Here is a 25,497-nt window from a genome sequence, read left to right on the forward strand (position 1 = left end):
AAATCTATGAGAAAAACAGCATTGACTATAGCAGGAAGTGATTCCAGCGGCGGCGCGGGGATCCAGGCGGACATCAAAACCATGCTGGCAAACGGCGTTTATGCCATGAGCGCGGTTACGGCGCTGACCGCGCAGAATACCAGAGGAGTGACGGGAATCCTGGAATCTACGCCGGAATTTTTAGGCGAGCAGCTGGACAACATTTTTACAGATATTTATCCGGATGCGGTCAAGATCGGCATGGTTTCCTCGGAAGCGCTGATCCGCAAGATCGCGGATAAGCTGAGAGAGTACGGAGCTAAAAACATCGTGGTAGATCCGGTCATGGTGGCTACCAGCGGCGCAAAGCTGATCGATGACCAGGCCATTGATACGTTAAAAGAATGCCTGCTTCCATTGGCGACGGTTCTGACTCCCAATATTCCGGAGGCAGAAGTGTTGTCCGGCAGAAAGATTACCTCGGAAGAAGGCATGGAGGAAGCGGCAAAGGTGATCAGTGAGACCTATCACTGCGCTGTTCTCTGCAAGGGGGGGCACCAGCTGAATGACGCTAACGACCTTCTGTACCGGGAGGGAGCGAAGAAATGGTTTTACGGAAAACGGATCGATAATCCAAACACCCACGGGACCGGGTGTACGCTTTCCAGCGCCATCGCTTCTAATCTGGCCAAAGGGTATGAGCTGGATCTGGCGGTGGAGAGAGCAAAAGAATATATTTCCGGAGCTTTAGGCGCTATGCTGGATCTGGGAAAGGGAAGCGGACCTATGGATCATGGATTTGACATCCAGAGTCGTTTTTCCAGATAAGCGGCCAAAGGACGAAGCAAAGAACAAAAATAGAGCGCACGGAGAGGAGACGAAAGGATGGAGCAGCTTACCTTATTTGATGACCGCAAGCACACGGTGCCTCTGGCCAGCCGGATCAGGCCTGTTTCGCTGGAAGAGTTTGTAGGTCAGCAGCATTTGCTGGGACCAGGGAAAATGCTGCGGCAGCTGATCGAGAAGGATCAGATTTCCTCGATGATCTTCTGGGGGCCGCCTGGTGTGGGAAAGACCACTCTGGCCAGCATCATTGCCGGAAGGACAAAAGCAAACTTCATTAATTTCAGCGCTGTGACCAGCGGGATCCGGGAGATCAAAGAAGTGATGAGCCGGGCTGAGGAGAGCCGCCGGATGGGGGAGAGGACGCTTCTTTTTGTGGACGAGATCCACAGGTTCAACAAGGCTCAGCAGGATGCCTTTCTGCCATTTGTGGAGAAGGGCAGCATCATCCTCATCGGGGCAACCACAGAGAATCCGTCCTTTGAGGTCAACGCAGCGCTTCTGTCCAGGTGCCGGGTGTTTGTTCTGAAAGCCCTGGAAGTGGACGATCTGGCAAAACTGATCCGCCAGGCGCTTACGCATCCTGCCGGGTTTGCCGGACAGAACGTGCAGATCACAGACGGGCAGATCCAGCAGATTGCCGCATTTGCAAACGGGGACGCAAGGACTGCCCTGAATACCCTGGAGATGGTAGTGACAAATGCAAAGATCAGTGCGGAAGGGATGCTGGTCACAGATGAGGTCCTGTCCCAGTGTATCAGCCGGAAATCTTTGCTCTACGATAAAAATGGAGAAGAGCATTATAATCTGATCTCTGCGCTCCATAAATCTATGCGAAACAGTGATCCGGACGCGGCGCTTTACTGGATGTGCCGGATGCTGGAGGGCGGAGAAGATCCGCTGTACATTGCAAGGAGGTTGATCCGTTTTGCCAGCGAGGACGTGGGGATGGCGGACAGCCAGGCTCTAAGCGTGGCGGTGGCAGCCTATCAGGCCTGCCATTTTCTGGGGATGCCGGAGTGCGACGTCCATCTGAGCCATGCAGTGGTCTATCTTTCTATGGCGCCCAAATCCAATGCTCTTTATACGGCAGTGGAGAACTGTAAAAGAGATGTGAAAAACGGCCAGGCGGAGCCGGTGCCTTTGCAGCTTCGCAATGCGCCCACCCGGCTGATGAAGGATCTGGAATACGGAAAAGACTATGAGTATGCCCATGATACAGAGGAAAAACTGACGCGGATGGAATGTCTTCCGGAAAGCCTCGCAGGCACTGTTTATTATCATCCGACGGATCAGGGAGACGAGGCAAAAGTAAAAGATCGCCTGCAAGAAATCAAGGAGTGGAAAAGGCGGGAAACGTAAAAGAAGTAAGAAATTATAATGGAGGGAAGAGGATGGGAGAAAAGATAGTAAAGCTTTATACCAGGCAAAATGATAAGACACTGTACCAGCTTGAAAGAGACGGAAGGATCATCAATCAAAGAGTTTATGTGGAACTGCATTTTGGAGATATTGCGCCGCTTTTCATGGAAAGCTACGACTGGTTTACAAAGGAAGCGGCCAAACGTCTGCCAAAGCCGGATGATGTCCAGGCGCCCATCTGGTGCTCCATCAGTGCAGAGAATTGTTTAAAGCCGATCCCGGGTACGGTGGTCTATGTGCTGGAAGTGCCGGAAGACCATGTTATTTATTTTGACGACGTGAAATGGGATTATGTGCTGAACCGGATCTATCTCCCCAAGGATGAAGAGGATAAGAAAGCATACCGTCAGCATTTAAAAGAAATCGGTGTGGAAAACAGTTTTGAATTTTTGTCAGGAAAATATAAAGGAATGTTTCCAGAAGAAGAGGCCCGCATCCGGGAAAGCTGGAAACGGGCCTTTGAGATTGATAACTGGACGATATTCAATGTCTGCGGAAATCTCTGGGAGATCCGCAAAGAATGGGTGAAAAAAATCGTGCATCCCGGAGAAACGGTGGAATAGTGCCGCCGTTATCTCGGGTAATAGGTGGATTTCCAGATAAACACCCGGTTTTCCGGCCTGTGGAAGGGCAGGAAAACTGGCCTGTGAGGCAGCGGATGCTGTGGCAGACGCAAGGAAGCAATCCTGTTTGTTATGGATGTAAACTGCGGAAGCGAAAAGACTCCTGTCAGCAGAATACAAAATGCGATCAGTATAAAAGAGCCGGCCAGAGTGTCGATGTGATCCAGAAGCGGGGTGCCTCTTCTTAAACAAGAGTAGGTAAGCCCGTGGAATATATAGATCGCCATGGTCCGGGTGCCGATATAGGAAAATGCAGTCTGCCTTTCGGTCATCAGCATCAGTATTGCAAAGGTCATAAATGCGCCGACGGCATAGCAGATGATCCGGCAGAGGATGCCGGCTATCGGATCCTGCCCCAGAAATTCATAGCTGTAGCGTCCGTAGAAGATTTTTACAGACAGTTCTTTATGCCGGGGCTCCAGAACCAGAAAGATGATAAAGGCCGCGATACCCGCAAGGCTTACCAGGCGGGATACTCTCGTACGAAGTCTCGTGATCCAGGAACGGTCACAGTACATACCTGCCAGGAAAAATGGATAGAATACCAGGATCCTGGGGATGCTTAGGAAATTGCTGGGCATGCCGTCTACACACCCGATCAAAAGCCCCGCCGCGATAGATAACAAAAAGTGGTGCGGGATTTTTTTTACATATGGAGTCACAAGTCTCCAGACAAACAGGGCCAGGATGTACCAGAGCGAAAACTTCGGGAACATCAGCGCCAGGCTGGTGGGCCGGTGGAGCACCAGGGTATACAAAAGATAGTACACCACCTCATAGACCAGGTAGGGAACGCCAAGCTTCCAGATCAGTGCGGACAGGGACAGTTCCCGTTTGGAAAAATAGCCGGAAATGAAGATAAACGCCGGCATATGAAATGACACGATCAGCCATTTCAGTGTATATAAAAAGTCAGTGTGCTGGTAGCTGCCTTCCGTAAAATGGCCCAGCACTACCATCAGGATCAAAAAGGCCTTGCAGTTATCAAAAAGATAATCTCTCGGTTTTGTTGTCGATGACGACATAATCACTCCTCCCATCAAAGGAGATAATACTCTTTCCGATATAAGAAGACAAGTCATAAAATATATAAAAAAATAATTTCTGGCAGGGAGAAATGTATAAAATGTGAACAAAGTGTGAATGGGGACGTACACTTTTTGCAAAAGTGTACGTCCCCATTCACACTTTCCCCTGTCCCCATCCGGTGGTTACGGGGAGGGCAGGATGGTGGTGGCCAGTGTTGCCATATCCGAACCTTCCTGATCGGCGGTGCTTAAAGTCTCCATATTTACCGGTACGGTGAGTGTGGTCTCGGCTCCGTAGGTGGGAGCGGCCGCGTATTTTTCCAGGGCTGCGACCAGAGCTTCGGAGGCTTCATCGATAGAGTAATAGGTTCCCTGCTCGAACTCGTGGTAGGCATCGGCAAGGCTATTGTTGGGCGTGATCGTAACGTCGATCTGATAGCTGAAAAGCCCGGGCTCCAACCGGGGCGTTCCCACGGTGTAGCTGCTCTGCTTTAACAAATTCTGCATGGCGGCCTGGTAGCGGGCTACATAAGCTTGGCTCAGATCAGCCGGGGGATCGAAGGTGTCTGCCAGATACCACTCATAGGCCTCGTCCTCGGTGCGGTCCGTGTGCAGGGCAAATTGTGCGACCTCTCCTTTAAAGGAAGCGTCCAGGTAGGAGGTGAGGAAGTCCTGCATGTCATAGAGCGCGCCGAAGGTGTCGTAAGGCGTCATATACCCGGAAAGGGCAGATGCAAGGAAGCTCTGCAGATCCTCCTCTGCTATGGAAAAGCTGTCATCTGTTCTGGATACGGTAAGATCTGTGGTCGTTTCGGTCCCATATACAGGATCATCCGCAATGAGTTTCGTATCCGCCTCAAGGACTGCCAGCATGGTCTCTGTAAAATCTGCAGACGGCGGGTCGGCAGCCGTCTCCTCATTGGCAGCTCCCACTGTCTGTGCCAGATCAATGGGCGTGTACGTGATAGGGACAGAATAGACATCGTCACTTCGCTCAGAGGCAGAGGCTACCTCAAATTCAATGGAGGCAAAGGCAGCCTGGAGAAATTTAAGATAGGGCTCCTTTGCCTCTTCCGGGCACTGGATCACAAAATCAGCCCCGCTTTCTTCGAGCCCGGCATCCAGAAGTCTGGAAAATGCCGAAGGATCACCTTCTTTTAGCTCAGTGATGGTTTCGCCGGCATATTCATCCGCGGACTGGCCGGTGCAGCCCCATAAGAGTACAGGGCACAACAGAGTACACAACAAAAGGACGGAAAGCTTCCGCATAAAAACACCCCCTCGAAAAAGTGATAAAATTGTTATCTATATTGTACCATCGGACGAAAGCGGAGGCAATTGCGGAAACTGTCGATCCTTGAAATATGACTGGAAAAAGAAGGACAGATTATATATAATGATACCAGAGGAACGAAAGGAGAAGATTTCATGGAAATATTAAACATTGAACAGGAACTTAAGGAGAACTCCTATCCGGGCCGGGGGATTATCTTGGGGAAAACCCCTGACGGAACAAAGGCAGTGGCCGCATATTTTATTATGGGAAGAAGCGAGAACAGCCGGAACCGTATCTTCGTAGAAGATGGGGAAGGAATCCGCACTCAGGCATTTGATCCTTCCAAGCTGGTGGACCCAAGTCTGATCATCTATGCTCCGGTACGGGTGCTGGGCAATAAGACGATCGTGACCAACGGCGATCAGACAGACACCATCTATGAAGGAATGGACAAGCAGCTTACATTTGAACAGTCCCTGCGCTCAAGAGAGTTTGAGCCGGACGGACCGAACTATACGCCAAGAATCTCCGGTATCATGCATATCGAAAATGGGAAATACAACTATGCCATGTCTATCTTAAAGAGCAGCGACGGATCTCCGGAAAGCTGTCATCGCTATACCTTTGCTTATGAAAATCCAAAGGCGGGAGAGGGACATTTTATCCACACCTATCAGTGTGACGGCAATCCGCTGCCAAGTTTTGAGGGTGAGCCAAAAAGGATCCAGATTCCGGACGATATGGAAGCTTTTACCACCCTTTTATGGAACAGCTTAAATGAAGACAACAAGGTATCTTTGTTCGTGCGTTACATTGATATTCAGACAGGAACGTATGAGACGAAGATCGTAAACAAAAACCAATAATCCGGAAGGGAGAAGAGAAGATGAAAGAACTAGAATTAAAATATGGATGCAACCCGAATCAGAAGCCGTCCAGGATCTATATGGCAGACGGAAGCGAACTGCCGATCCAGGTGCTGAACGGACGGCCGGGATACATTAATTTCCTGGATGCCTTCAATGGCTGGCAGCTGGTCAGCGAGCTGAAGAAAGCCACCGGACTTCCGGCGGCTACATCCTTCAAGCATGTATCTCCGGCAGGTGCTGCGGTAGGGCTTCCGTTTTCCGAGACGCTGGCGAAAATCTACTGGGTAGACGACCTTGGGGAGCTTTCCCCGCTGGCCTGCGCCTATGCAAGAGCCAGAGGAGCAGACCGGATGTCTTCCTTTGGAGACTTTATTTCTCTGTCCGACGTCTGTGATGTGGATACGGCAAGGCTTATTAAGCGCGAGGTGTCCGACGGCGTGATTGCTCCTGGATATGAGCCGGAGGCGCTGGAAATCCTGAAGCAGAAGAAAAAAGGAAATTATAACGTGATACAGATCGACCCTGCCTATGAGCCGGCAAAGCTGGAGCACAAGGATGTGTTTGGCATTACCTTTGAGCAGGGAAGAAATGAGCTGAAGATCGACGATGAATTCTTCTCCAATATCGTGACAGAGAATAAAGAACTGACCGAGCAGGCAAAGATCGATCTGGCAATTTCCATGATCACCCTGAAATATACCCAGTCCAATTCTGTGTGCTTTGTAAAAGACGGACAGGCAATCGGTATCGGAGCCGGGCAGCAGTCCAGGATCCACTGTACCAGACTTGCAGGAAGCAAGGCAGACAACTGGTGGCTGCGCCAGTCTCCCCAGGTTATGAACCTTCCGTTCGTGGATTCGATCCGCCGTGCGGACCGGGACAATGCTATTGATCTTTATATCGGCGAGGATTACATGGATGTGCTCGCGGACGATGCATGGCCGAATATTTTCAAAGAAAAGCCGGAGGTATTTACCCGGGAGCAGAAGAGAGAATGGCTTGATAAGCTGACAGATGTTGCGCTTGGCTCGGATGCTTTCTTCCCATTTGGGGATAATATTGACAGAGCCAAGCGAAGCGGCGTGAAATATATCGCACAGCCGGGCGGCTCTGTGAGAGACGATCATGTGATCGACACATGCAATAAATATGGAATGGTGATGGCATTTACAGGTATCCGTCTGTTCCATCATTAAACAATCACAGAGGAGTGATCATTTGAAATCATATGATGTGATCATCGTAGGCGCAGGCCCGTCAGGGATTTTCTGCGCCTACGAGCTGATTAGGAAACAACCAGATTTAAAGGTGCTGATGATCGAGAAGGGGCGTTCCATTGAGAAACGCCAGTGCCCGAAACGGAAGACCAAGGTCTGCGTGGGCTGTAAGCCTTGCTCCATCACCACCGGATTTGCAGGGGCAGGTGCCTTTTCCGACGGCAAACTGTCCCTTTCGCCGGATGTGGGCGGTACATTGCCTGAGATCTTAGGCTATGACCGGGCAGAGAAGCTGATCCACGAGGCTGATGAGATTTATCTGAAATTCGGCGCAGACAAGAAGGTCTACGGAATCGATGATTACCAGGCTATCGAGCAGATCCGCACCAAGGCCATCCAGGCGAATTTAAAGCTGATCGAATGTCCCATCCGCCATCTGGGAACGGAAGAGGGCTATAAGATTTATACCCGTCTCCAGGAGCATTTGCTGGAGCAGGGCGTAGAGATCCGCTTCATGACGATGGTTCAGGATCTGATCGTAGAGGATGGAAGAGCAAAAGGCGTGGTGACAGAAGACGGTGAAAGCTTTTACGCTCCGGAGATCGTGGTGGGCATAGGCAGGGAAGGATCCGGCTGGTTTGCCGACATCTGCAAGAAACACGGCATCGAGACCAGAAACGGAACCGTGGATGTAGGCGTCCGTGTAGAGGTCCGGGATGAGATCATGAAGGAGCTGAACGAAAAGCTGTATGAAGCAAAGCTGGTGTATTACACACCTACTTTCGACGACAAGGTCCGGGTGTTCTGCACCAATCCCTCCGGCGAGGTGGCGACAGAGTATTACGATGACGGGCTGGCGGTAGTTAATGGACATGCCTACAAGTCTCGGGATATGAAGACCAATAATACCAATTTTGCTCTGCTGGTATCCAAGAATTTTACCGAACCCTTCCGTTCGCCTATTGAATATGGAAAGCATATCGCACGGCTTGGAAATATGTTAAGCGGCGGAAAGATCCTGCTCCAGAGATACGGGGACTTCCGCAGAGGCAGACGGACTACGGATGAGCGTCTGGTGAGGAATAATATTGTGCCGACCCTGAAGGATGCGGTGCCGGGAGATCTGTCCTTAGTCTTCCCCCACCGGATCATGGTAGCCATCGATGAGATGATCCAGGCACTCGATAAAGTGACGCCCGGGATTGCGTCAGACGAGACATTGCTCTACGGTGTGGAGGTAAAATTTTATTCAAATAAAGTGGTAGTAAATCAGGAGTTTGAAACGAACCTGCCCGGCCTTCGGACCATGGGAGACGGAGCGTCTATTACCAGAGGACTTCAGCAGGCTTCGGCCAATGGCTTGTGGGTGGCAAGATGTATCCTGGAAAAATAAATAGGAGGCTGCCAGAGAAAGAAACGGTTGTATATTCGAAAGAAATCGAATATAATAGAAGAGTCGGGTGCAGATTGTGCAAAAAAACCGGCGAATAAGTCAAAACTATGGAGGAATCGGTAAGTTATGGCAAAATATTTTGGAACAGACGGATTCCGCGGAGAGGCTAATGAAGTACTGACCGTGGAACACGCATTTAAAGTAGGAAGATATCTGGGCTGGTATTACGGACAGGAGCATAAGGCAAGGGTCGTGATCGGAAAGGACACCAGAAGAAGCAGCTATATGTTTGAGTATGCACTGGCAGCAGGACTGACCGCGTCAGGAGCAGATGCATACCTTCTCCACGTGACCACCACACCCAGCGTGTCTTATGTGACGAGGACAGAGGATTTTGACTGTGGCATCATGATCTCTGCAAGCCACAATCCTTTCTATGATAATGGAATAAAGATCATCAACGGCAAGGGCCATAAGATGGAGGCAGAGGTAGAAGAAAAGATTGAAGCGTATATTGACGGCGAGACAGGAGAGCTGCCGCTGGCAAAGAAGGAAGCCATTGGCCGGACAATCGACTATGCGGCCGGACGCAACCGCTACATCGGGCATCTGATCTCCCTGGCTACCAGATCCTTTAAAGATATGCGGATCGGGCTGGACTGTGCAAATGGAAGTGCATTTGCCATTGCAAAGAGCGTATATGATGCCTTAGGAGCCAAGACCTATGTGATCAATAATGAACCGGACGGCACCAATATCAATACCAACTGTGGCTCCACCCATATCGAAGTACTGCAGGAATATGTCAAGGAGAAACAGCTTGATATTGCGTTCGCCTTTGACGGAGACGCGGATCGCTGCATCGCCGTGGATGAAAACGGCAAAGTGGTGGACGGGGATCTGATCCTCTATGTCTGCGGAAAATACTTAAAGGAACAGGGAAGACTGGAGGGCGACACCATCGTCACCACCATCATGTCCAATCTGGGACTTTACAAGGCCTGTGATAAAGTTGGAATCAAATATGAGAAGACGGCAGTAGGCGACAAATATGTATATGAAAATATGATGAAGAACAATTTCTGCCTGGGCGGAGAACAGTCCGGACACATTATTTTCAGCAAGCATGCTACTACAGGAGACGGTATCCTGACCTCCCTGATGGTGATGGAAGTGGTTATGGAGAAGAAACAGTCTCTTGCAAAACTGACCGAAGAGGTGAAGATTTATCCGCAGCTTCTGAAGAACGTACGGGTGGCAGACAAGAAGACAGCACGGGAAAATCCAAAGGTTGTGCAGGCAGTAGACGCGGTGACAGAGGCACTGGGAGACGATGGACGGATCCTGGTAAGAGAAAGCGGCACTGAGCCTGTGATCCGTGTCATGGTGGAAGCAGCTACGGATGAACTGTGTGAAAAATATGTAGACCAGGTCATTGACGTAATGAAGTCAGAAGGGCTGGTCACAGCATAGAAAGAAGAAACAAAAAAAGAAAAGTAATAAAAAAGGGTTCTCTCCTAGATGGAGTGGAACCCTTTTCCTATGATCTCGCTGGTGTTGGAAATTAATAAAAATGCGTCCGGTGAATTTTCTTTGATGAAATTACGGAGCCGCACCGCTTCGATCCGGCTTAAAACTGTCAGGATCAGGTACTTGTCGTCTCCGGAAAACGCACCCTGGGCCAGAACAACGGTAGCGCTTCGGTGCAGATCATCGTTGATGAATTTGCAGATTGGTTCCGGGTCAGCACAGACTACGTTGAAATACTTGGACAGGTTCAGGCTCTCGATAAATCCGTCGATCATAAAAGAGCGAAGGAACAGTCCCAGGAAGGAATAGAGTCCGGTGGTGATCCCGAACACAAAGCAACCGGCCAGGGTGATGAAAAAGTCTGTGGCCAGGAGAGCCTTCCCGATGTCTGCACTGGTATATTTCTTCATGATCATGGCGATGATATCTGTACCGCCGCTGGAAGCGCCGATGTTGAACAGAATTGCTGATCCTACGGCAGGAAGGGCGATGGCAAACGCAAGCTCCAGAAGAGGCTGGTCGGTCAGTGGCTGCTGCATAGGACAGATCCGGTCCAGGAGAGATAATGTGACAGACAAAAGGATACTGCTGTAGGCGGTTTTGGCCGCAAACTTTTTGCCAAGGATCACGAATCCGATCAGGAGCAGAGCCATGTTCGCGATAAATGAAAAGTCACTGGCAGAGATTACGCCGGTTTTGGCAACCAGAACGGCCAGACCGGTGATGCCGCCGAAGGTGAAGTTGTTGGTAAACTTAAAGAAGTATGTGCCAACAGCCATAATAAGTGTGCTTACGGTAAGCAGTCCGAAGTTTTTTGCTTTTGATTTCATGATATACATTCCCCAACATACTTTTAGCGCCGGTATACTCCAATACGTCGGCGCCATTTTTATCTGATTTAATCCACTCAAAATTGTAACGCCGAAGGATAGAAAAGTCAACGAATAGATGAAGATTGTAATAATTTGCATGAGGATTTTGAAATCCGCACATAATAGGTGCGTAAGGAGGATGGAAAAGATGTATAAGTATCTGCCGATCACGGATGTGTACGCAAGAGAAATCCTGGATTCCAGGGGAAACCCTACGGTAGAGGTGGAACTTCTGGCGGGCGAACGGTACTGGGGGCGATCAGGTGTTCCCTCCGGGGCGTCTACCGGGAAATATGAGGCAGTAGAGCTCCGGGATAAAGAGGAAAGATATGGGGGACTGGGAGTCCGGCAGGCAGTGGAGCATGTCAATGCCAGGATTGCCCCGGAGATTATTGACCTGAATGTGTTTGACCAGGCGTTCCTGGATCTGACACTTAAAAAGCTGGATGGAACGGAGGACAAATCGAACCTGGGAGCAAATGCCACACTGGGAGTGTCTATGGCGGCGGCAAGAGCGGCGGCGGAGGCTCTCAGGATGCCATTGTATGCCTATCTTGGCGGCACCAATGCGAAGAAGATGCCTGTGCCAATGATGAATATTATGAACGGAGGGCGTCATGCGGATAATATCATAGATCTTCAGGAATTTATGATTATGCCTGCAGGAGCCTGCTGTTTCCAGGAAGGGCTCCGGATGTGCGGAGAGATTTATCATACATTGAAAACACTTCTGAAGGACAGCGGGCATGCGACGGCAGTAGGGGATGAAGGCGGCTTTGCTCCGAATTTAAAAGGTGCGAAGGAAGTGTTGGAATTTATGATGCGTGCTGTGGAAAAGGCAGGATACCGGCCTGGCGTGGACATCGTGTTTGCTCTGGATGCGGCGGCCTCAGAGCTTTTTGACAGGCAGTTTCACAAATATGTGTTTGAAGGTGAGGGAGAGATCCGTTCTACAGAAGAAATGATCGATTATTACGAGGGACTTGCGGAAAGCTTCCCCATTGTTTCGATTGAAGACCCGCTGGATGAGGAAGACTGGGAAGGCTGGGAACTTTTGACCACAAGGCTGGGGATGCATATGCAGCTGGTAGGAGACGACTTGTTTGTGACCAATACCGGACGGCTGAAAAAGGGGATTGAAAAGGGCGCTGCCAATGCAATCCTGGTAAAGGTAAATCAGATCGGAACTCTGACCGAGGCCTTTGACGCCATAGAGACCGCGCATCATGCCGGATATCGCACGATTTTGTCCCACCGCTCGGGTGAAACGGCAGACACGATCATTGCAGATATTGCAGTGGCGTATGGAGCGGGGCAGATCAAAGCCGGAGCGCCCTGCCGCATGGAACGGGTGGAAAAGTACAACAGGCTTCTTCGGATAGAAGAACGTCTGGGAGATATAGCCGAATACAGGAATCCCTTTTGCTAGAACGGGATTCGTTCCGGCGGTCATGTGAACTGTGGGAAACCGGAAATTTGCGCTTGCTATCAGGAACTTCCTGTGATAGAATATATATGGCTTATCCGCAGGAGGTGTTGAAAGTGGAAATCTTAAAAACGGTATTAATGATTATATTTGCAATAGACTGTATCGCATTGACGGCCATCGTCTTAATGCAGGAAGGAAAGACACAGGGCCTTGGAACGATCGGAGGAATGGCTGACAGTTACTGGGGGCAGAATAAAGGCCGTTCCATGGAAGGAACGCTTGTAAAGTCTACGAAGTTTCTGGCGATCCTGTTTATTGTACTGGCGGCAGTGTTGAATTTGAAAGTATTTGCTTAAGAAGCACAAGAGAAAGAATCAGTAGGACACTCCTTCAATAGGAGTGTCCTTTTCCGATATTGGGGAGAATCATAAATGCAGGAAACAGACAGAAATTTTGAAAAAAGAAAAAAAGTAATCTATCAGTTTATGCAGGACGAGCTGTATGTACCAATGAAATTAAAAGAAATCGCCGCTGTTCTTCGGATTTCCAGGGAAGAAAAAGAGGAATTAAGGGCAGTGCTGAATGAACTGGAGACAGAAGGTAAGATTTCGTTAAGTAAAAGGGGAAAATACAGTATCAGCAAAGAAAAGCATCAGACAGGATGCTTCCGGGCAAATTTGAAAGGCTTTGGATTTGTGACGGTAGAAGACGAAGCGTCCGACATATATATTGGTGCGGAGTATACCGGAGGAGCTATGGACGGCGATACGGTAGAGATAGCGCTTTTGAAGACGGACGGACCGGGGCACGGGGAAGGAAAGGTGACAAAGATCCTGAAGAGGGGCATCACAAAGGTGGTGGGCCTCTATCAGCCGGGTGCCGGAAAGAAATACGGATTTGTGATCCCGGATAATCAGAAGATCGGGATGGACGTCTTTATCCCGATCGAGCGTTCCATGGGAGCGGTAAGCGGTCATAAGGTGGTGGCAGAGCTTACCTCCTACAGGGAGAGGGGGCGCAAACCGGAGGGAAAGATCGTGGAGATCATCGGGCATGTAAATGACCCGGGGACGGATATCCTGTCTATCGTCAAGGGGTATGATCTGCCTATGGAGTTCCCGGAGAAGGTTTTAAATCAGGCCGCCCGGGTGGCAAAGCCGGTAAGCGAGGCGGACATGAATGGGAGAAAAGATTTAAGGGACTGGCAGATGGTGACCATCGACGGCGAGGATGCCAAGGACTTGGACGACGCAGTTTCTGTGGTACAGGAGGGCGAAGACTATATCCTGGGCGTTCATATCGCAGATGTGACCAACTATGTACAGGAAAACAGTGCACTGGACCGGGAAGCCTATGAGCGGGGAACCAGTGTGTATCTGGTAGACCGGGTGATCCCCATGCTGCCCCATACATTGTCTAATGGGATCTGTTCTCTGAACGCAGGAGAGGACCGGCTGGCGCTTAGCTGTATCATGCGGGTGGATCCATCCGGACATGTAACAGATCATGAGATCGCAGAGACGGTGATCCATGTGGACCAGCGGATGAGTTATACCAGTGTGAATAAGATCCTGGAGGATGAGGATCCGGAAGAAATAGCAAAATACCGGGAATTTGTGCCGATGTTCCAGCGGATGAGAGCTCTGTCCCGTATCATCCGGCAGCGCAGGCATCAGCGGGGATCCATTGACTTTGATTTTCCTGAGACGAAGATCATTCTGGACTCCAAAGGAAGGCCGACAGAATTAAAGCCCTATGAAAGAAATACGGCGACCCGGCTGATCGAGGATTTCATGCTGCTGGCAAACGAGACAGTGGCGGAGGAATATTATTGGCGGGAACTGCCGTTTTTATACCGGACCCATGAAGCTCCGGATGATGAGAAGATCCGGGCTTTGGCAACCTTTATCAATAATTTTGGCCATTCGATGCATCTTGGCACAGGCGAGGTGCGGCCAAAGGAGATCCAGAAGCTGCTGGCAAAAGTAGAGGGACGTCCGGAGGAACCATTGATCTCAAGACTGGCCCTCCGTTCTATGAAGCAGGCCAGATATACGGCGGAAAATACCGGGCATTTCGGACTGGCGGCTAATTATTATACTCATTTTACGTCCCCAATCCGCAGGTATCCGGATCTGCAGATCCACCGGATCATCAAGGATAATCTGCGGGGAAGGATGAATGAAAAGAAGATCGGGCATTATCAGTCGATTCTTCCTGAGGCAGCAAAGCACTCCAGTGAGATGGAGCGGCGGGCTGATGAAGCGGAGCGGGAGACAATAAAGCTTAAAAAAGTGGAATATATGCAGGAGCGTCTCGGAAATGTATATGAAGGTGTCATCTCCGGCATTACCAAATGGGGGATGTATGTGGAGCTGCCGAATACAGTAGAGGGCCTGGTGCATGTAGTAAACATGCGGGACGACCATTATGAATACGATGAAAGCAGGTATGAAATGACAGGAGTTCATACCGGTCGGACATATAAGCTGGGACAGCCGCTTTGGATCAGGGTGATCGGCGCAGACCGCCTGCAGCGGACGATTGATTTTGAGATTGCGGAGGAAGGAGATGAGGACGATGGCGAAAAAGAGTGGTATGAAGCTGATCGCAAATAATAAAAAGGCGTATCATGACTATTTTATTCTGGAGACCTACGAGGCGGGAATCGCCCTGCACGGGACGGAGGTAAAGTCTCTCCGGATGGGAAAATGCAGCATCAAGGAGGCATTTATCCGTGTGGAGAATGAAGAGGTATACGTTTACGGCATGCATATCAGTCCCTATGAAAAGGGAAATATTTTCAATAAGGATCCCCTGCGTGTCCGCAAACTCTTGCTCCATAAATCAGAGATCCGCAAGCTTCTTGGGAAGACCAAGGAGAAGGGGATGACTCTGGTGCCACTGAAGGTCTATTTTAAAGATAGTCTGGTGAAGGTGGAGATCGGCCTTGCAAAAGGAAAGAAATTATATGACAAGAGGCAGGATATCGCAAAGAAAGACCAGCAAAGAGAAGCACAAAGAGACTTTAAGGTCCGTAATTTCGGTTAGATAAGGGAGGAATCAAAAGGATGGTACCGACAAAGAAAGAGGATTTAAGAAATCTGGTCACAGAGACCACAAAAGAAGTATACGAAGAGCTGACGCCCCATCTGCTCCAGCTTATCAATCAGACTCAGCGCAATCCGGGCCTTACAGATGCACAGAAGCAGGATGAGATATCGGTACATATGATGGGATATGTAAAATCCTGTACGAACGAGATTATTATTGAGGTGCTTTCGGAAATTCTGGGACTGGGGGACGAAGAAGAATGAAATACTGTATTAAATGCGGAGAAAAGGTAAATGATGATGCACAGTTCTGCCCGGGATGCGGTGCAAAGATACCGGAAGGGACAGAGGAGAAGAAACAAAGCTATGACGGGCAGCAGGAACAGTACACTTATCAGAGCGCAGGAGGCCCGGAATATTTTCACTCAGAAGATGTGCGCCAGAATAAGGCTATGGGAGTGCTTTCGTATATCGGAATCCTGGTGCTGATCCCGCTTCTTGCCGGGAATAAGCAGTCAGAATATGTGCGGTTCCATCTGAACCAGGGCGCGGTGCTGTTCATTATCTCGGCGATTGTCAATATTTTAGATGAACATGGATTTTTCGGGATTTCTCTGTTTCATCTAATAGATTTTGGGATTTTCGGACTGGTGCTGGATCTTTTGAATCTGATCCTGTTTATCATGATGATCATTGGGATCGTGAGCGCCTGCCGGGGGACAAAGGTGGAGCTTCCGGTGATCGGGCAGATCAGGCTGGTGAAATGAAAAATAGTGCCCTCCGTCTGGTAAACTAAGGCACTATTTTGAAACTAACATTTACCGGCGACCCGTAAGAGCCACCGGTAAAGATTACTCAATCGTGATCAGCTTTGGCTGTTCTTCCTGTTTTTGTACTTCCTGTGGGATCTGCAGCGTGAGGACGCCATCCTTAAATGCGGCTTTGATGTCCTCCTGCGTTACATCCTCGCCTACATAGAAACGTCTGTTGCAGGTGCCGGTGTAGCGTTCTTTATGGATGCATTTTCCGCGGGCGTCTTTCTCTTCCTTGGTTTCGTTTTTGTGAGCGGTAATTGTCAGGTAGCCGTCCTTTAAGTCAGCCTTGATATCCTCTTTGGCATATCCGGGCAGTTCCATTTCTACCAGGTAATTACCGTCTTTTTCGTGGATATCTGTTCTCATGACCTGGCTGGATGTGCCGTCGTAAGAACGAGTAAAAAACGGATCATTGAACATGTCATCAAATAAACTGTTAAAACCTCTGTTTGCAAGTAACATCATACATACCTCCTAAAATCTATTACAATATTATAGTTTCTATCAAACCCTTGATTTATGTGATCGGGGGCAGATGTTTTGCCCCCGTTATTTTAATTATCCTTCAATGGCAATGCTGTTATTGGCTTCTACAGCCTTTGCATTTTTCTTTGGAAGGCTCAGCTTCAGGATACCATCTTCAAATTTGGCTTTTACATCCTCCTGGGTAACGGCATCTCCTACATAGAAACTTCTCTGCATGGTTCCCGCATACCGTTCCTTCCGGATGTATTTGCCTTTCTTATCCTGCTCGTCCTTATCGAGTCCCTTAGCTGCGGAGATAGTCAGATAACCATTGTCCAGCTGTACGCTGATCTCATCTTTCTTGAAGCCTGGCAGATCGACATCTAACTCGTAGCCCTCATCGTGTTCCCGGATATCGGTCTTCATCATGTTCTTTGCGTGTTTTCCATATAACGGATTCTTTCTTCCCCAGAATTCTCTGTCAAATCTGTCAAACGGGAAATCCATCCAATCATCATCAAATAAGTTCTCTCCAAAAATACTAGGCATCATCATAAGTCATTTCTCCTTTCATGCTGAAACATCAAATTAAAATTTTTATGAGCCGTTTTCACGGCTGCCATCAGCACTCTTGAAGTTGTCTCAAGTGTTGTAAGCAAATGGAAACTTAAGATTCGGAAACCTGTCTTTTTGTTCCTTTTCTTTTGTTCTGTCTGTACTATAACACGCATTGTTAGCGCTGTCAAGAGGTGAGTGCTAATTTTTTAAAAAATTTTTCGGGGAGTTTTCGGGGGCGTAAAAAGTATGGAGAAAATTTCTACTGACAATACAATAAAACACGTATAGTTTGTCAAATACTCTGTTATAATTTCTCCATAATAATTGTTCATCTGCAATTTCACATAGATAAGAGGTTTCAATAAATAACGGATCAAGATACATATAACCGGACAAATAAAAATCCAGTTTTTATTAACCAGGGATGTCGAGGCTCCTTTACTCCATTGTACCGGGATTTCTGTCGGCAGCTTAGAAAAAGACAAAGTCCCAATAATCAGGCATAGTACGGTAATCGTTGTCCAGGTAAGCATACTTCCCCATATATGCAAAAAGCTGATGGAATCCAATTTGAAAACGGTTTGATTATATAAGCCGGTTCGATCTTCTACGTCTTTTATAGTCATGTTATACATCCCCTTTCAGGCAGCTCTGTTTTATCTTAATATAGGCTGTAAACAAGGTTTACAGTCAAGTATTTATCAAAGATATTTCCTCTTTTTTATTCATTCAGCCTGCCGCTTCTAAGCGGAGTAACAAAAACCGCTTTCTTATAAAAAAGTGCCTGCTGATTAGACAGCAAAGGCACTTTGTGCGAACTATATTTTCCTTTTCGCCCGTATCAGCAGCATCATGGGACGGCGCATTTCATCCTCCATACCGTCAAGGTGCATCAGCTCTTTTGGAGGTTTTGGTTCGATGACATGTTCCAGCCGAAAGCCCAGGCGGAGCAGGGTCTCCAGATAAGTGGTCAGTGTCCGGTGGTATTTGACCACATGTTCTCCAAGAAATACAGCGTCCCGCTGGCCTTCATAATAATAATTGTCCACCGGAAAATGCAGGATCTGACCGTTCTCATCATAATACCAGTCCTGGGATCCGTAAGCGGTAAAGACCGGATGCTCTACAGAAAAAAGAAGGGTTCCGCCGGGCTTTAGCCATGCACGGATATTCTGGCTGAGGGCGTCAAAATCTCTGACATAGTGGAAAGCCAGAGAACTGAACACGATGTCAAAGGTTTCAGCAGGAAAGCTCAGATCTTCCATAGCAGTGCGGCGGTATGTGATTTTAGGATCTGCGTTTTTTTTGCGGGCGATCTCCAGCATTTTTTCTGACAGATCAATGCCGGTCACGTGCAAAGCACCGTGATTGGCAGCATATTTGCAGTGCCATCCATACCCGCAGCCCAAATCTAGCATGGAACAGCCATGAAAGTCCGGAAGGATTGCCTGAAGCGCAGGCCATTCTCCCGCACCTTCAAGTCCGTATATGGAACGGGGCATTTCACTGTATTTCTGAAAAAATGAGTTTCCATCATATTTATTTTCTTTCAAGGCTATTCCTCCTCATTTGCGGGAGGCTTTATAGAGCCGTCAGAAGAATCAGAATCCTCATTGTCGGAAAGTCTGAAAATTTTGATAGTCCCGGTGCGGTTCAGATGCATCAGAAGCGACAGGCCGATGGGGAAGCCAAACAGCCCGACTGCGCCAAAGAGCTGGACTCCGGCAAACATGCTGACCAGGGTAACCACCGGGTGAAGGCCGATCTGGCTTCCGACGATCTTAGGCTCGATGATGTTGCGCACAATGGTGATAAATATGTAGAGACCGATCAGTTTTAAGGCCATAGGATAGTCGCCAAGGATTGCCGTGATCACAGCCCAGGGAATCATAATGCCTCCGGTGCCAAGTACCGGCAGAATATCGAAGACCGCAATGCAGAGTGCGAGCAGTAATGCGAAATCAATCCGGAATAGGGTAAAGCCTAAAAAGAGTTCCGCAAAAGTAATACTCATGATCAGGGCGTAGGAACGGATACAGACAAACAGTGTTCCGACCACATATTGTTTGACCTGCAGGAAAATATCACGGGCCCATCCGTTTAGCTGCCGCATGCAAAATGCTGTCAGACGGTCATAGTCCATAGCAATAAAGAAGGTAGAGACGACCATTAAAACCAGCTTGATGAACAGCATAGGAAGTGAGGAGGCAATGCCGGAGATTGCCTCCATGCTGCTAAGCGACAGATTTGAGACCAGGCTTCGCAGCGACTGCATAAACTGTCCCCACAAATAGTCTACTGTATCCAGAATGGTTGGATCGGCCTGCTCTAAAGCTCGTTCCAGTTCCACAAAAAGGTCTCCCAGAACAGGGTTAACATAGATCCGGAAGATCTGAGGGAGCTGCTGCACAAGATCGCTGATGAAGGAAAAAGCCCGGATACTTGCGAGAACCAGGAAGGTACCGATGGTCCCGTAAAAAATAAGGACCATAAGAACTGCCACCAGGCGCCTGGGAAGCCGTGTCTTTTCAGAGACAAAACGGATCGGATGCTTCAGGATATAGGCGATAAAAAGCGCCGCGACAAAGGGGAACAGCAGAGTCAGTGCGAACTGCAGCGCCAAAAAGACTGCGGCGATGATGATTGCAAAATACAAAAAGTTTATGATAAATTTTTTCCGTTTTTCCATTAAAAAGGTCCCTCGTTCACTAAAAAAATATTTGTGATGTCTGTTTTAAGACATACTATATTAAGAATAGCGGAGATGCAGGCAGGTGTCAACAAAGGAACGGGGATTTGGGGACTTTTTAACCGGAAATAAGCGGACATAACAGCTTTTTATGGGTTGACAGGCAAAAAAGCCTCGCATATAATAAAACAGACTACAGAAATCACGTCTGCACACCAGGAGAGACATTCAGGGCTTGTACTGGTTTCGACGGGGGTCTGGAAGTTGGGGAAGCCATCCGTAGCGGGACACTACGTTAAAAGTTCCATCTAAATATAAACGCAGACGATAGACAGTTAGCGTACGCTGCCTAATTTGGCAGTAGTCGGCCTCGGGTCATCCGCTGCCTGAGTTACCGGCTTCAACGAGGCGGAGCACTTCACCTCCAAAGCTTTGAGGAGATGGAAGAATTTATGAAGCTACTAAAGTCTGTAACCTGTCATTAGGTGACTGACCGAGGGAATGTTAAAATAATGACTGTGATGGGAGATGCCCTGATGGATGGGCTTTCGGACGCGGGTTCGATTCCCGCCAGGTCCATTTGAGAGATTTCAGATGTCTGAAGAGCAGATGTCGGGGATCTCTTATTTTTTTACAGGCGTTATTAATGTTTCACAAAAAAATCATACTTGCCTGTTATGATAAGGAAAAACGGAGGGCCAAATTATGGAAAAAATAAAGATATTGGTTGTAGATGATGAAAGCAGGATGCGGAAACTGGTCCGGGATTTTCTGGAAAGAGAAGGGTTTGAGGTGTTAGAGGCGGGAGACGGCGTAGAAGCTATGGATCTTTTTTATGAAGAAAAGGAAGTGGCGCTTGTCATCCTGGATGTCATGATGCCTAAAATGGATGGCTGGCAGACATTAAGAGAAATCCGTCAGACCTCCCAGGTGCCGGTGATCATGCTGACCGCCCGGTCCGAAGAAAGAGATGAGCTCCAGGGCTTTAAGCTTGGAGTAGACGAATATATTTCCAAACCTTTCAGCCCCAAGATTCTGGTGGCAAGAGTGGAGGCTGTCCTTCGGCGCAGCCACGCCGTAGGCGTCGGAGAGGTGCTGGAGGCAGGAGGCATTACAGTAGATAAGGCGGCGCATCAGGTTAAGATCGACGGGAAAGAGATTGACCTCAGCTTTAAGGAGTTTGAGCTGATGGCCTATTTCGTGGAAAATCAGGGGATTGCTCTTTCCAGAGAAAAAATCCTGAACAATGTGTGGAATTATGATTATTTTGGAGATGCCAGAACGATTGATACGCATGTGAAAAAGCTCCGGAGCAAAATGGGAGAAAAGGGGAATTATATAAAAACCATCTGGGGTATGGGTTATAAATTCGAGGTAGATTCATAGATGAAATATTCAATAAAGAAGCAGATGATCGCCATCTTTATCGGGCTTCTGGCCTGTATGGTCGTGGCCCTTCTGGTGATCAACATGACATTCCTGGAACCTTACTATATTCAGAACAAGGAGAAAAGCTTCCGGGAAATGTACGAGACGCTGAACCAGGTGGCTCAGGATCAGTCGTATTCAGATGAAGAGGTATCCAGTGATGTGGCAAAACAGGCGGAACGGAACAACCTGTCGTTTCTGATCATAGATGAGACCACTGGAAACAAATATACAAATGTTTATAATCAGGAGATGCTGTTTAATCAGCTTCTGGGATATGTGATCAACCAGTCACAGCAAAATGCAGAGATACTGGAGAGCACGGACGCCTATCAGATGCTTCAGGCAAAAGATCCCTGGAATGAGACGGAATATCTGGTCATGTGGGGGAATTTTGAAGACGGCAGCCAGTTCCTGATGCGCAGCCCGCTGGAGAGTATGCGGGAAAGTGCGGCTATCTCGAACCGGTTTCTGATATATATCGGAAGTGTTCTGATTCTGGCGGCGGGCGCCCTGGTGTGGTACTTTTCAAAAAAGCTGACAGATCCGATCCGGGAGCTGGCGAACCTGTCAGATCAAATGGCAAATCTGGACTTTGAGGCGAAGTACACAAGCGGCGGCAAAAATGAGATCGGAGAGCTGGGCGCGAATTTTAACAGGATGTCCAGCAGGCTGGAAAGTACGATCTCGGAGTTGAAAAAGGCAAATAACAGTCTGCTGAAGGATATCGAGCAAAAGGAAAAGATGGAAGAAATGAGGAATGAGTTCCTGGGAAATGTTTCTCATGAGCTGAAGACTCCGATTGCTCTGATACAGGGTTATGCCGAAGGGTTAAAGGACGGCGTCAATGATGATGCGGAGAGCAGGGATTTTTACTGTGACGTGATCATGGATGAGGCCATGAAGATGAACCAGATGGTAAAGAATCTTCTGACGTTGAACCAGCTGGAATTCGGTGACGAGGATATCAGCTTTGAGAGATTTGACCTGGCGGCACTGATCCGGGGAGTGCTCCAGAGTATGGAGATTTTAGCGCAGCAGGATGAACTGAAGATTATTTTCCGTCAGGAAAGCCCGGTATATGTATGGGCAGATGAATTTAAGACGGAACAGGTGGTGCGGAACTATGTAAGCAATGCCTTCCACCATGCATCTGGCGATAAGGTGATCGAGGTTAAGATCCAGAGGGAGGGCAAAAAGGCAAGGACCAGTGTGTTCAATACCGGCACGCCGATTCCGGAGGAGGATTTAAAGCATATCTGGGAGAAATTTTATAAAGTAGATAAAGCCCATACCAGAGAATATGGCGGGAACGGTATCGGTCTTTCCATTGTAAAGGCGATCATGGAGTCGTTCCACCAGGAGTATGGTGTGAAGAATTATGACAATGGTGTTGAATTCTGGTTTGAACTTGATGTAGAATAAAAAAATACCAGAATATAGAGAGTAAAGGAGCCGATATCTTGATAGCGATTATAGATTATGATGCGGGAAATGTAGGAAGTGTGGAGAAGGCCTTGAAATTTCTGGGGCAGGATGTGGTGACCACCAGAGATGCAGAGAAAATCCTGGCAGCGGACAAAGTAATCCTTCCCGGTGTAGGGGCTTTTGGAGATGCCATGGAAAAGCTGAAAGGCTATGGCCTGTGCGGCGTGATCCATGAGGTGGCGGATAAGGGGATTCCTTTCCTTGGAATCTGTCTGGGCCTTCAGCTGTTATTTGAAAGAAGCGATGAAGCGCCGGGGACAGAAGGACTGGGGATACTGAAAGGAGAGATCCTGAAGCTTCCGGAAAAAGAAGGGTACAAGATCCCGCACATGGGCTGGAATTCTCTGGAGCTTTCCGGTGACGGGCGTTTATTCCAGGGGCTTCCCCGGGAACCCTATGTCTATTTTGTCCACTCTTATTATCTGAAAGCAGAGGATGAACGGATCGTGAAGGCCAGTACGGAATATACCACGCATATTCATGCCTCGGTAGAGCAGGGCAATATATTTGCCTGCCAGTTCCATCCGGAGAAGAGCGGTAATGTGGGACTGAAAATATTGAAGAATTTTGTGGAATTGTAAAACGGAGGGGACAAAGGATGCATACAAAAAGGATCATTCCCTGCCTGGACGTAAAAGACGGGCGTGTGGTAAAGGGTGTTAATTTTGTGGATTTGAAGGATGCGGGAGATCCGGTAGAGATCGGAGCTGCCTACGATAAAGCTGGCGCGGACGAACTGGTCTTCCTGGATATAACAGCCTCTTCAGATGACAGAAATACGGTGGTGGACATGGTGCGCCGGGTGGCCGAGACGGTGTTTATTCCGTTTACTGTGGGAGGAGGTATCCGCACGGTAGATGACTTTAAAGTGCTTCTCAGGGAGGGAGCGGATAAAATATCTATTAATTCTTCTGCTATCAATACGCCGGGACTGATTTCGGACGCGGCGGATAAGTTCGGCAGCCAGTGTGTGGTAGTGGCGATCGATGCCAAGAGGCGGGAGGATGGAACCGGATGGAACATCTATAAAAATGGCGGCCGCATCGATGTGGGTATTGATGCGCTGGAATGGGCGGCTAAAGTAGAAAAGCTGGGAGCGGGAGAGATTCTTCTGACCAGTATGGACTGTGATGGAACGAAGGCAGGATATGATCTGGAGCTTACCAAAGCTGTTGCCGAGACCGTAAACATACCGGTGATTGCTTCCGGCGGCGCGGGAAGTCTTTCGCATTTCTACGATGCGCTGACGGAAGGAAAAGCGGATGCGGCGCTGGCAGCTTCACTGTTCCATTATAAGGAGCTGGAAATCCGGGAAGTGAAGGAATACCTGCGGGATAAAGGCGTTCCGGTACGTCTGTAAGGGGGAAATATGAGTGCGATAAATAATGACTGGCTGGATGCATTAAAAGAAGAGTTTAAAAAGCCATATTATAGAAAATTATTTGAGACAGTAAATCAGGAGTACCGGACGAGGCAGATCTTTCCGCCGGCAGATGATATCTTCAACGCCTTTCATCTGACGCCGCTTCATAAGGTAAAAGCTGTAATCCTGGGACAGGATCCGTATCACAATGTAGGACAGGCTCACGGTTTGTGCTTTTCGGTACAGAAAGGAGTGGAGATCCCGCCATCGCTTGTGAATATTTATCAGGAGCTGCATGATGACCTGGGATGTCAGATCCCGGAACATGGATGCCTGACAAAATGGGCCGAGCAGGGGGTGCTGATGCTCAATACAGTTCTTACCGTGCGTGCACACCAGGCAAATTCTCACCGGGATATCGGGTGGGAAGAGTTTACCGATGCGGCGATCCGGGCGCTGAATACCCAGGACCGGCCTATCGTGTTCATCCTGTGGGGAAGTCCGGCGCAGAGGAAGGCCCGGATGCTGAATAACCCGAACCACTTGATTCTAAAAGCGCCGCATCCAAGCCCGCTCTCGGCTTACCGGGGATTTTTCGGAAGCAGGCCTTTCAGCCAGACCAATGCTTTCCTGGAAGCCCATGGAGTGGAGCCGATCGACTGGCAGATTGTATAAAAGAAATTACGAAAGTGTTAATTTTCGTTTCATTTTGTGCCAAACGGTTGCAATCATATGCGCTGTTTGGCATAATTATTAAATGAGCAACTGCTCATGTGAAAGGGTGAGACCGATGAGGAAGCAGGAAATAGAGTGCTGTGATGTGACGTATATCCATGAAGCTGCTGTTCAGACTGCCAGGGAGAAAATGCCGTGCGAGCAGACATTGAAGGACCTGGCTGATTTTTATAAGGTTTTTGCAGACCCGACAAGGGTCAAGCTTTTATGTGTACTGTTAGAAACGGAAATGTGTGTCTGTGACCTGGCGGAGGTCCTTAAGATGACACAGTCTGCCATTTCCCATCAGCTTCGTATGCTGAAGCAGATGAAGCTGGTCAAAAACCGAAGAGAAGGGAAAACGGTTTTTTATTCCCTGGCGGATGACCATATCCAGACGATCATCAGTCAGGGAATGGAACACATTTCCGAATAAACTGTGA

27 protein-coding genes and 1 other RNA gene are annotated in these 25,497 nt (G+C 48.6%); 20 read left to right on the forward strand and 8 right to left on the reverse strand.

The genetic code is table 11. The annotated features are described in order from the left end of the window. The first annotated feature begins 6 nt into the window (after window positions 1-6). From thiD to BKD12_RS00290, 3 genes are read left to right on the forward strand one after another with little or no spacing between them, the layout of a single operon-like run. On the forward strand, window positions 7-807 hold the full coding sequence (gene thiD, locus BKD12_RS00280) for a bifunctional hydroxymethylpyrimidine kinase/phosphomethylpyrimidine kinase (protein ID WP_070087397.1): 801 nt from the start codon (window positions 7-9) through the stop codon (window positions 805-807). A 57-nt stretch (window positions 808-864) separates the two neighbouring features. Beyond that, window positions 865-2,184, forward strand: a complete 1,320-nt coding sequence (locus BKD12_RS00285) for a replication-associated recombination protein A (protein ID WP_070087398.1) — start codon at window positions 865-867, stop codon at window positions 2,182-2,184. 32 nt (window positions 2,185-2,216) lie between these two features. Beyond that, a complete protein-coding gene (locus BKD12_RS00290; RefSeq protein WP_070087467.1) occupies window positions 2,217-2,807 on the forward strand; it encodes a DUF3841 domain-containing protein in 591 nt (196 codons plus the stop codon). A gap of 8 nt (window positions 2,808-2,815) precedes the next feature. On the opposite strand, the gene BKD12_RS00295 is transcribed toward BKD12_RS00290, so the two are convergent. After that, a complete protein-coding gene (locus BKD12_RS00295; RefSeq protein WP_070087399.1) occupies window positions 2,816-3,892 on the reverse strand; it encodes an acyltransferase family protein in 1,077 nt (358 codons plus the stop codon). A 186-nt stretch (window positions 3,893-4,078) separates the two neighbouring features. After that, window positions 4,079-5,164, reverse strand: coding sequence for a hypothetical protein (locus tag BKD12_RS00300; RefSeq protein ID WP_070087400.1), 1,086 nt, complete (start codon window positions 5,162-5,164; stop codon window positions 4,079-4,081). Between the two features lie 159 nt (window positions 5,165-5,323). On the opposite strand from BKD12_RS00300, the gene BKD12_RS00305 reads away from it, so the two are divergent. The 4 genes from BKD12_RS00305 to glmM all read left to right on the forward strand — a co-directional run bounded on the left by BKD12_RS00305 (window position 5,324) and on the right by glmM (window position 10,123). Next, window positions 5,324-6,037, forward strand: a complete 714-nt coding sequence (locus BKD12_RS00305) for an IMP cyclohydrolase (protein ID WP_070087401.1) — start codon at window positions 5,324-5,326, stop codon at window positions 6,035-6,037. Between the two features lie 20 nt (window positions 6,038-6,057). Further along, the gene (locus BKD12_RS00310) at window positions 6,058-7,236 is read left to right on the forward strand and encodes a phosphoribosylaminoimidazolecarboxamide formyltransferase (protein WP_070087402.1); all 1,179 of its coding nucleotides are present in this window, start codon (window positions 6,058-6,060) and stop codon (window positions 7,234-7,236) included. 22 nt (window positions 7,237-7,258) lie between these two features. Further along, the gene (locus tag BKD12_RS00315) at window positions 7,259-8,650 is read left to right on the forward strand and encodes an NAD(P)/FAD-dependent oxidoreductase (RefSeq protein WP_070087403.1); all 1,392 of its coding nucleotides are present in this window, start codon (window positions 7,259-7,261) and stop codon (window positions 8,648-8,650) included. Between the two features lie 126 nt (window positions 8,651-8,776). Continuing rightward, window positions 8,777-10,123, forward strand: coding sequence for a phosphoglucosamine mutase (gene glmM / locus BKD12_RS00320; RefSeq protein ID WP_070087404.1), 1,347 nt, complete (start codon window positions 8,777-8,779; stop codon window positions 10,121-10,123). A 44-nt stretch (window positions 10,124-10,167) separates the two neighbouring features. Here the strand turns inward: glmM and BKD12_RS00325 are convergent, their stop codons facing one another. Beyond that, complete coding sequence (locus BKD12_RS00325) at window positions 10,168-11,010, reverse strand: YitT family protein (RefSeq protein ID WP_070087468.1); 843 nt, start codon at window positions 11,008-11,010, stop codon at window positions 10,168-10,170. 190 nt (window positions 11,011-11,200) lie between these two features. Between BKD12_RS00325 and eno the strand changes: the two genes are divergently transcribed. The 6 genes from eno to BKD12_RS00355 all read left to right on the forward strand — a co-directional run bounded on the left by eno (window position 11,201) and on the right by BKD12_RS00355 (window position 16,301). Beyond that, window positions 11,201-12,481 (forward strand): phosphopyruvate hydratase, encoded by a 1,281-nt coding sequence (eno, locus tag BKD12_RS00330; protein ID WP_070087405.1) that lies wholly within the window; start codon window positions 11,201-11,203, stop codon window positions 12,479-12,481. A 113-nt stretch (window positions 12,482-12,594) separates the two neighbouring features. Beyond that, complete coding sequence (secG, locus tag BKD12_RS00335; RefSeq protein WP_070087406.1) at window positions 12,595-12,837, forward strand: preprotein translocase subunit SecG; 243 nt, start codon at window positions 12,595-12,597, stop codon at window positions 12,835-12,837. 75 nt (window positions 12,838-12,912) lie between these two features. Further along, entirely contained in the window at window positions 12,913-15,099 is a 2,187-nt protein-coding gene (rnr, locus tag BKD12_RS00340; RefSeq protein WP_070087407.1) for a ribonuclease R, read from the forward strand. Then, window positions 15,062-15,532 (forward strand): SsrA-binding protein SmpB, encoded by a 471-nt coding sequence (smpB, locus tag BKD12_RS00345; protein WP_070087408.1) that lies wholly within the window; start codon window positions 15,062-15,064, stop codon window positions 15,530-15,532. Before rnr ends, smpB begins: the two co-directional genes overlap by 38 nt. 20 nt (window positions 15,533-15,552) lie before the next feature. Further along, complete coding sequence (locus BKD12_RS00350; RefSeq protein WP_070087409.1) at window positions 15,553-15,798, forward strand: hypothetical protein; 246 nt, start codon at window positions 15,553-15,555, stop codon at window positions 15,796-15,798. Then, the gene (locus BKD12_RS00355; protein WP_070087410.1) at window positions 15,795-16,301 is read left to right on the forward strand and encodes a DUF4870 domain-containing protein; all 507 of its coding nucleotides are present in this window, start codon (window positions 15,795-15,797) and stop codon (window positions 16,299-16,301) included. The genes BKD12_RS00350 and BKD12_RS00355 overlap by 4 nt, the downstream gene beginning before the upstream one ends. 84 nt (window positions 16,302-16,385) lie before the next feature. On the opposite strand, the gene BKD12_RS00360 is transcribed toward BKD12_RS00355, so the two are convergent. From BKD12_RS00360 to ytvI, 5 genes are all read right to left on the reverse strand, one after another. Beyond that, on the reverse strand, window positions 16,386-16,811 hold the full coding sequence (locus tag BKD12_RS00360) for an Hsp20/alpha crystallin family protein (protein ID WP_070087411.1): 426 nt from the start codon (window positions 16,809-16,811) through the stop codon (window positions 16,386-16,388). 96 nt (window positions 16,812-16,907) lie between these two features. Next, window positions 16,908-17,369: an Hsp20/alpha crystallin family protein gene (locus BKD12_RS00365; protein WP_070087412.1), complete on the reverse strand. Its 462-nt coding sequence runs from the start codon at window positions 17,367-17,369 to the stop codon at window positions 16,908-16,910. A gap of 209 nt (window positions 17,370-17,578) precedes the next feature. Next, complete coding sequence (locus BKD12_RS17530) at window positions 17,579-18,007, reverse strand: DUF1648 domain-containing protein (protein WP_334293011.1); 429 nt, start codon at window positions 18,005-18,007, stop codon at window positions 17,579-17,581. A 183-nt stretch (window positions 18,008-18,190) separates the two neighbouring features. After that, complete coding sequence (locus BKD12_RS00375; protein WP_070087413.1) at window positions 18,191-18,925, reverse strand: class I SAM-dependent methyltransferase; 735 nt, start codon at window positions 18,923-18,925, stop codon at window positions 18,191-18,193. Between the two features lie 2 nt (window positions 18,926-18,927). Next, entirely contained in the window at window positions 18,928-20,061 is a 1,134-nt protein-coding gene (ytvI, locus tag BKD12_RS00380; RefSeq protein ID WP_070087414.1) for a sporulation integral membrane protein YtvI, read from the reverse strand. A gap of 231 nt (window positions 20,062-20,292) precedes the next feature. On the opposite strand from ytvI, the gene ssrA reads away from it, so the two are divergent. The 7 genes from ssrA (at window position 20,293) to BKD12_RS00415 (ending at window position 25,490) form a co-directional block, all read left to right on the forward strand. Then, window positions 20,293-20,643: a transfer-messenger RNA gene (gene ssrA / locus BKD12_RS00385) on the forward strand. 123 nt (window positions 20,644-20,766) lie between these two features. After that, complete coding sequence (locus tag BKD12_RS00390) at window positions 20,767-21,447, forward strand: response regulator transcription factor (protein WP_070087415.1); 681 nt, start codon at window positions 20,767-20,769, stop codon at window positions 21,445-21,447. Further along, complete coding sequence (locus BKD12_RS00395) at window positions 21,448-22,914, forward strand: sensor histidine kinase (RefSeq protein ID WP_070087416.1); 1,467 nt, start codon at window positions 21,448-21,450, stop codon at window positions 22,912-22,914. 38 nt (window positions 22,915-22,952) lie between these two features. Beyond that, window positions 22,953-23,558 (forward strand): imidazole glycerol phosphate synthase subunit HisH, encoded by a 606-nt coding sequence (gene hisH / locus BKD12_RS00400; RefSeq protein WP_070087417.1) that lies wholly within the window; start codon window positions 22,953-22,955, stop codon window positions 23,556-23,558. Between the two features lie 17 nt (window positions 23,559-23,575). Further along, window positions 23,576-24,337 carry an imidazole glycerol phosphate synthase subunit HisF gene (gene hisF, locus BKD12_RS00405; protein WP_070087418.1) on the forward strand — a complete coding sequence of 254 codons (762 nt, stop codon included), beginning with the start codon at window positions 23,576-23,578 and terminating at the stop codon, window positions 24,335-24,337. Window positions 24,338-24,346: 9 nt separating this feature from the next. Next, a complete protein-coding gene (locus BKD12_RS00410) occupies window positions 24,347-25,015 on the forward strand; it encodes a uracil-DNA glycosylase (RefSeq protein WP_070087419.1) in 669 nt (222 codons plus the stop codon). 115 nt (window positions 25,016-25,130) lie between these two features. Next, complete coding sequence (locus tag BKD12_RS00415; RefSeq protein ID WP_070087420.1) at window positions 25,131-25,490, forward strand: ArsR/SmtB family transcription factor; 360 nt, start codon at window positions 25,131-25,133, stop codon at window positions 25,488-25,490. The last annotated feature ends 7 nt before the right edge of the window (window positions 25,491-25,497 follow it).

It is taken from the genome of Merdimonas faecis, from assembly GCF_001754075.1.
GTDB classification, from domain to species: Bacteria; Bacillota; Clostridia; order Lachnospirales; family Lachnospiraceae; genus Merdimonas; species Merdimonas faecis.

Excerpts from the sequence above, each read along its gene's own strand:
- BKD12_RS00285 (WP_070087398.1), top strand. The coding sequence starts at position 865 with ATGGAGCAGCTTACCTTATTTGATGACCGCAAGCACACGGTGCCTCTG.
- BKD12_RS17530 (WP_334293011.1), bottom strand. The coding sequence starts at position 18,007 with ATGTATAACATGACTATAAAAGACGTAGAAGATCGAACCGGCTTATAT.
- BKD12_RS00395 (WP_070087416.1), top strand. The coding sequence starts at position 21,448 with ATGAAATATTCAATAAAGAAGCAGATGATCGCCATCTTTATCGGGCTT.
- BKD12_RS00300 (WP_070087400.1), bottom strand. The coding sequence starts at position 5,164 with ATGCGGAAGCTTTCCGTCCTTTTGTTGTGTACTCTGTTGTGCCCTGTA.
- eno (WP_070087405.1), top strand. The coding sequence starts at position 11,201 with ATGTATAAGTATCTGCCGATCACGGATGTGTACGCAAGAGAAATCCTG.
- smpB (WP_070087408.1), top strand. The coding sequence starts at position 15,062 with ATGGCGAAAAAGAGTGGTATGAAGCTGATCGCAAATAATAAAAAGGCG.
- BKD12_RS00410 (WP_070087419.1), top strand. The coding sequence starts at position 24,347 with ATGAGTGCGATAAATAATGACTGGCTGGATGCATTAAAAGAAGAGTTT.
- BKD12_RS00325 (WP_070087468.1), bottom strand. The coding sequence starts at position 11,010 with ATGAAATCAAAAGCAAAAAACTTCGGACTGCTTACCGTAAGCACACTT.
- BKD12_RS00365 (WP_070087412.1), bottom strand. The coding sequence starts at position 17,369 with ATGATGATGCCTAGTATTTTTGGAGAGAACTTATTTGATGATGATTGG.
- rnr (WP_070087407.1), top strand. The coding sequence starts at position 12,913 with ATGCAGGAAACAGACAGAAATTTTGAAAAAAGAAAAAAAGTAATCTAT.
- thiD (WP_070087397.1), top strand. The coding sequence starts at position 7 with ATGAGAAAAACAGCATTGACTATAGCAGGAAGTGATTCCAGCGGCGGC.
- BKD12_RS00360 (WP_070087411.1), bottom strand. The coding sequence starts at position 16,811 with ATGTTACTTGCAAACAGAGGTTTTAACAGTTTATTTGATGACATGTTC.
- BKD12_RS00355 (WP_070087410.1), top strand. The coding sequence starts at position 15,795 with ATGAAATACTGTATTAAATGCGGAGAAAAGGTAAATGATGATGCACAG.
- BKD12_RS00305 (WP_070087401.1), top strand. The coding sequence starts at position 5,324 with ATGGAAATATTAAACATTGAACAGGAACTTAAGGAGAACTCCTATCCG.
- BKD12_RS00390 (WP_070087415.1), top strand. The coding sequence starts at position 20,767 with ATGGAAAAAATAAAGATATTGGTTGTAGATGATGAAAGCAGGATGCGG.
- BKD12_RS00415 (WP_070087420.1), top strand. The coding sequence starts at position 25,131 with ATGAGGAAGCAGGAAATAGAGTGCTGTGATGTGACGTATATCCATGAA.
- BKD12_RS00350 (WP_070087409.1), top strand. The coding sequence starts at position 15,553 with ATGGTACCGACAAAGAAAGAGGATTTAAGAAATCTGGTCACAGAGACC.
- BKD12_RS00310 (WP_070087402.1), top strand. The coding sequence starts at position 6,058 with ATGAAAGAACTAGAATTAAAATATGGATGCAACCCGAATCAGAAGCCG.
- BKD12_RS00290 (WP_070087467.1), top strand. The coding sequence starts at position 2,217 with ATGGGAGAAAAGATAGTAAAGCTTTATACCAGGCAAAATGATAAGACA.
- ytvI (WP_070087414.1), bottom strand. The coding sequence starts at position 20,061 with ATGGAAAAACGGAAAAAATTTATCATAAACTTTTTGTATTTTGCAATC.
- glmM (WP_070087404.1), top strand. The coding sequence starts at position 8,777 with ATGGCAAAATATTTTGGAACAGACGGATTCCGCGGAGAGGCTAATGAA.
- hisF (WP_070087418.1), top strand. The coding sequence starts at position 23,576 with ATGCATACAAAAAGGATCATTCCCTGCCTGGACGTAAAAGACGGGCGT.
- BKD12_RS00295 (WP_070087399.1), bottom strand. The coding sequence starts at position 3,892 with ATGTCGTCATCGACAACAAAACCGAGAGATTATCTTTTTGATAACTGC.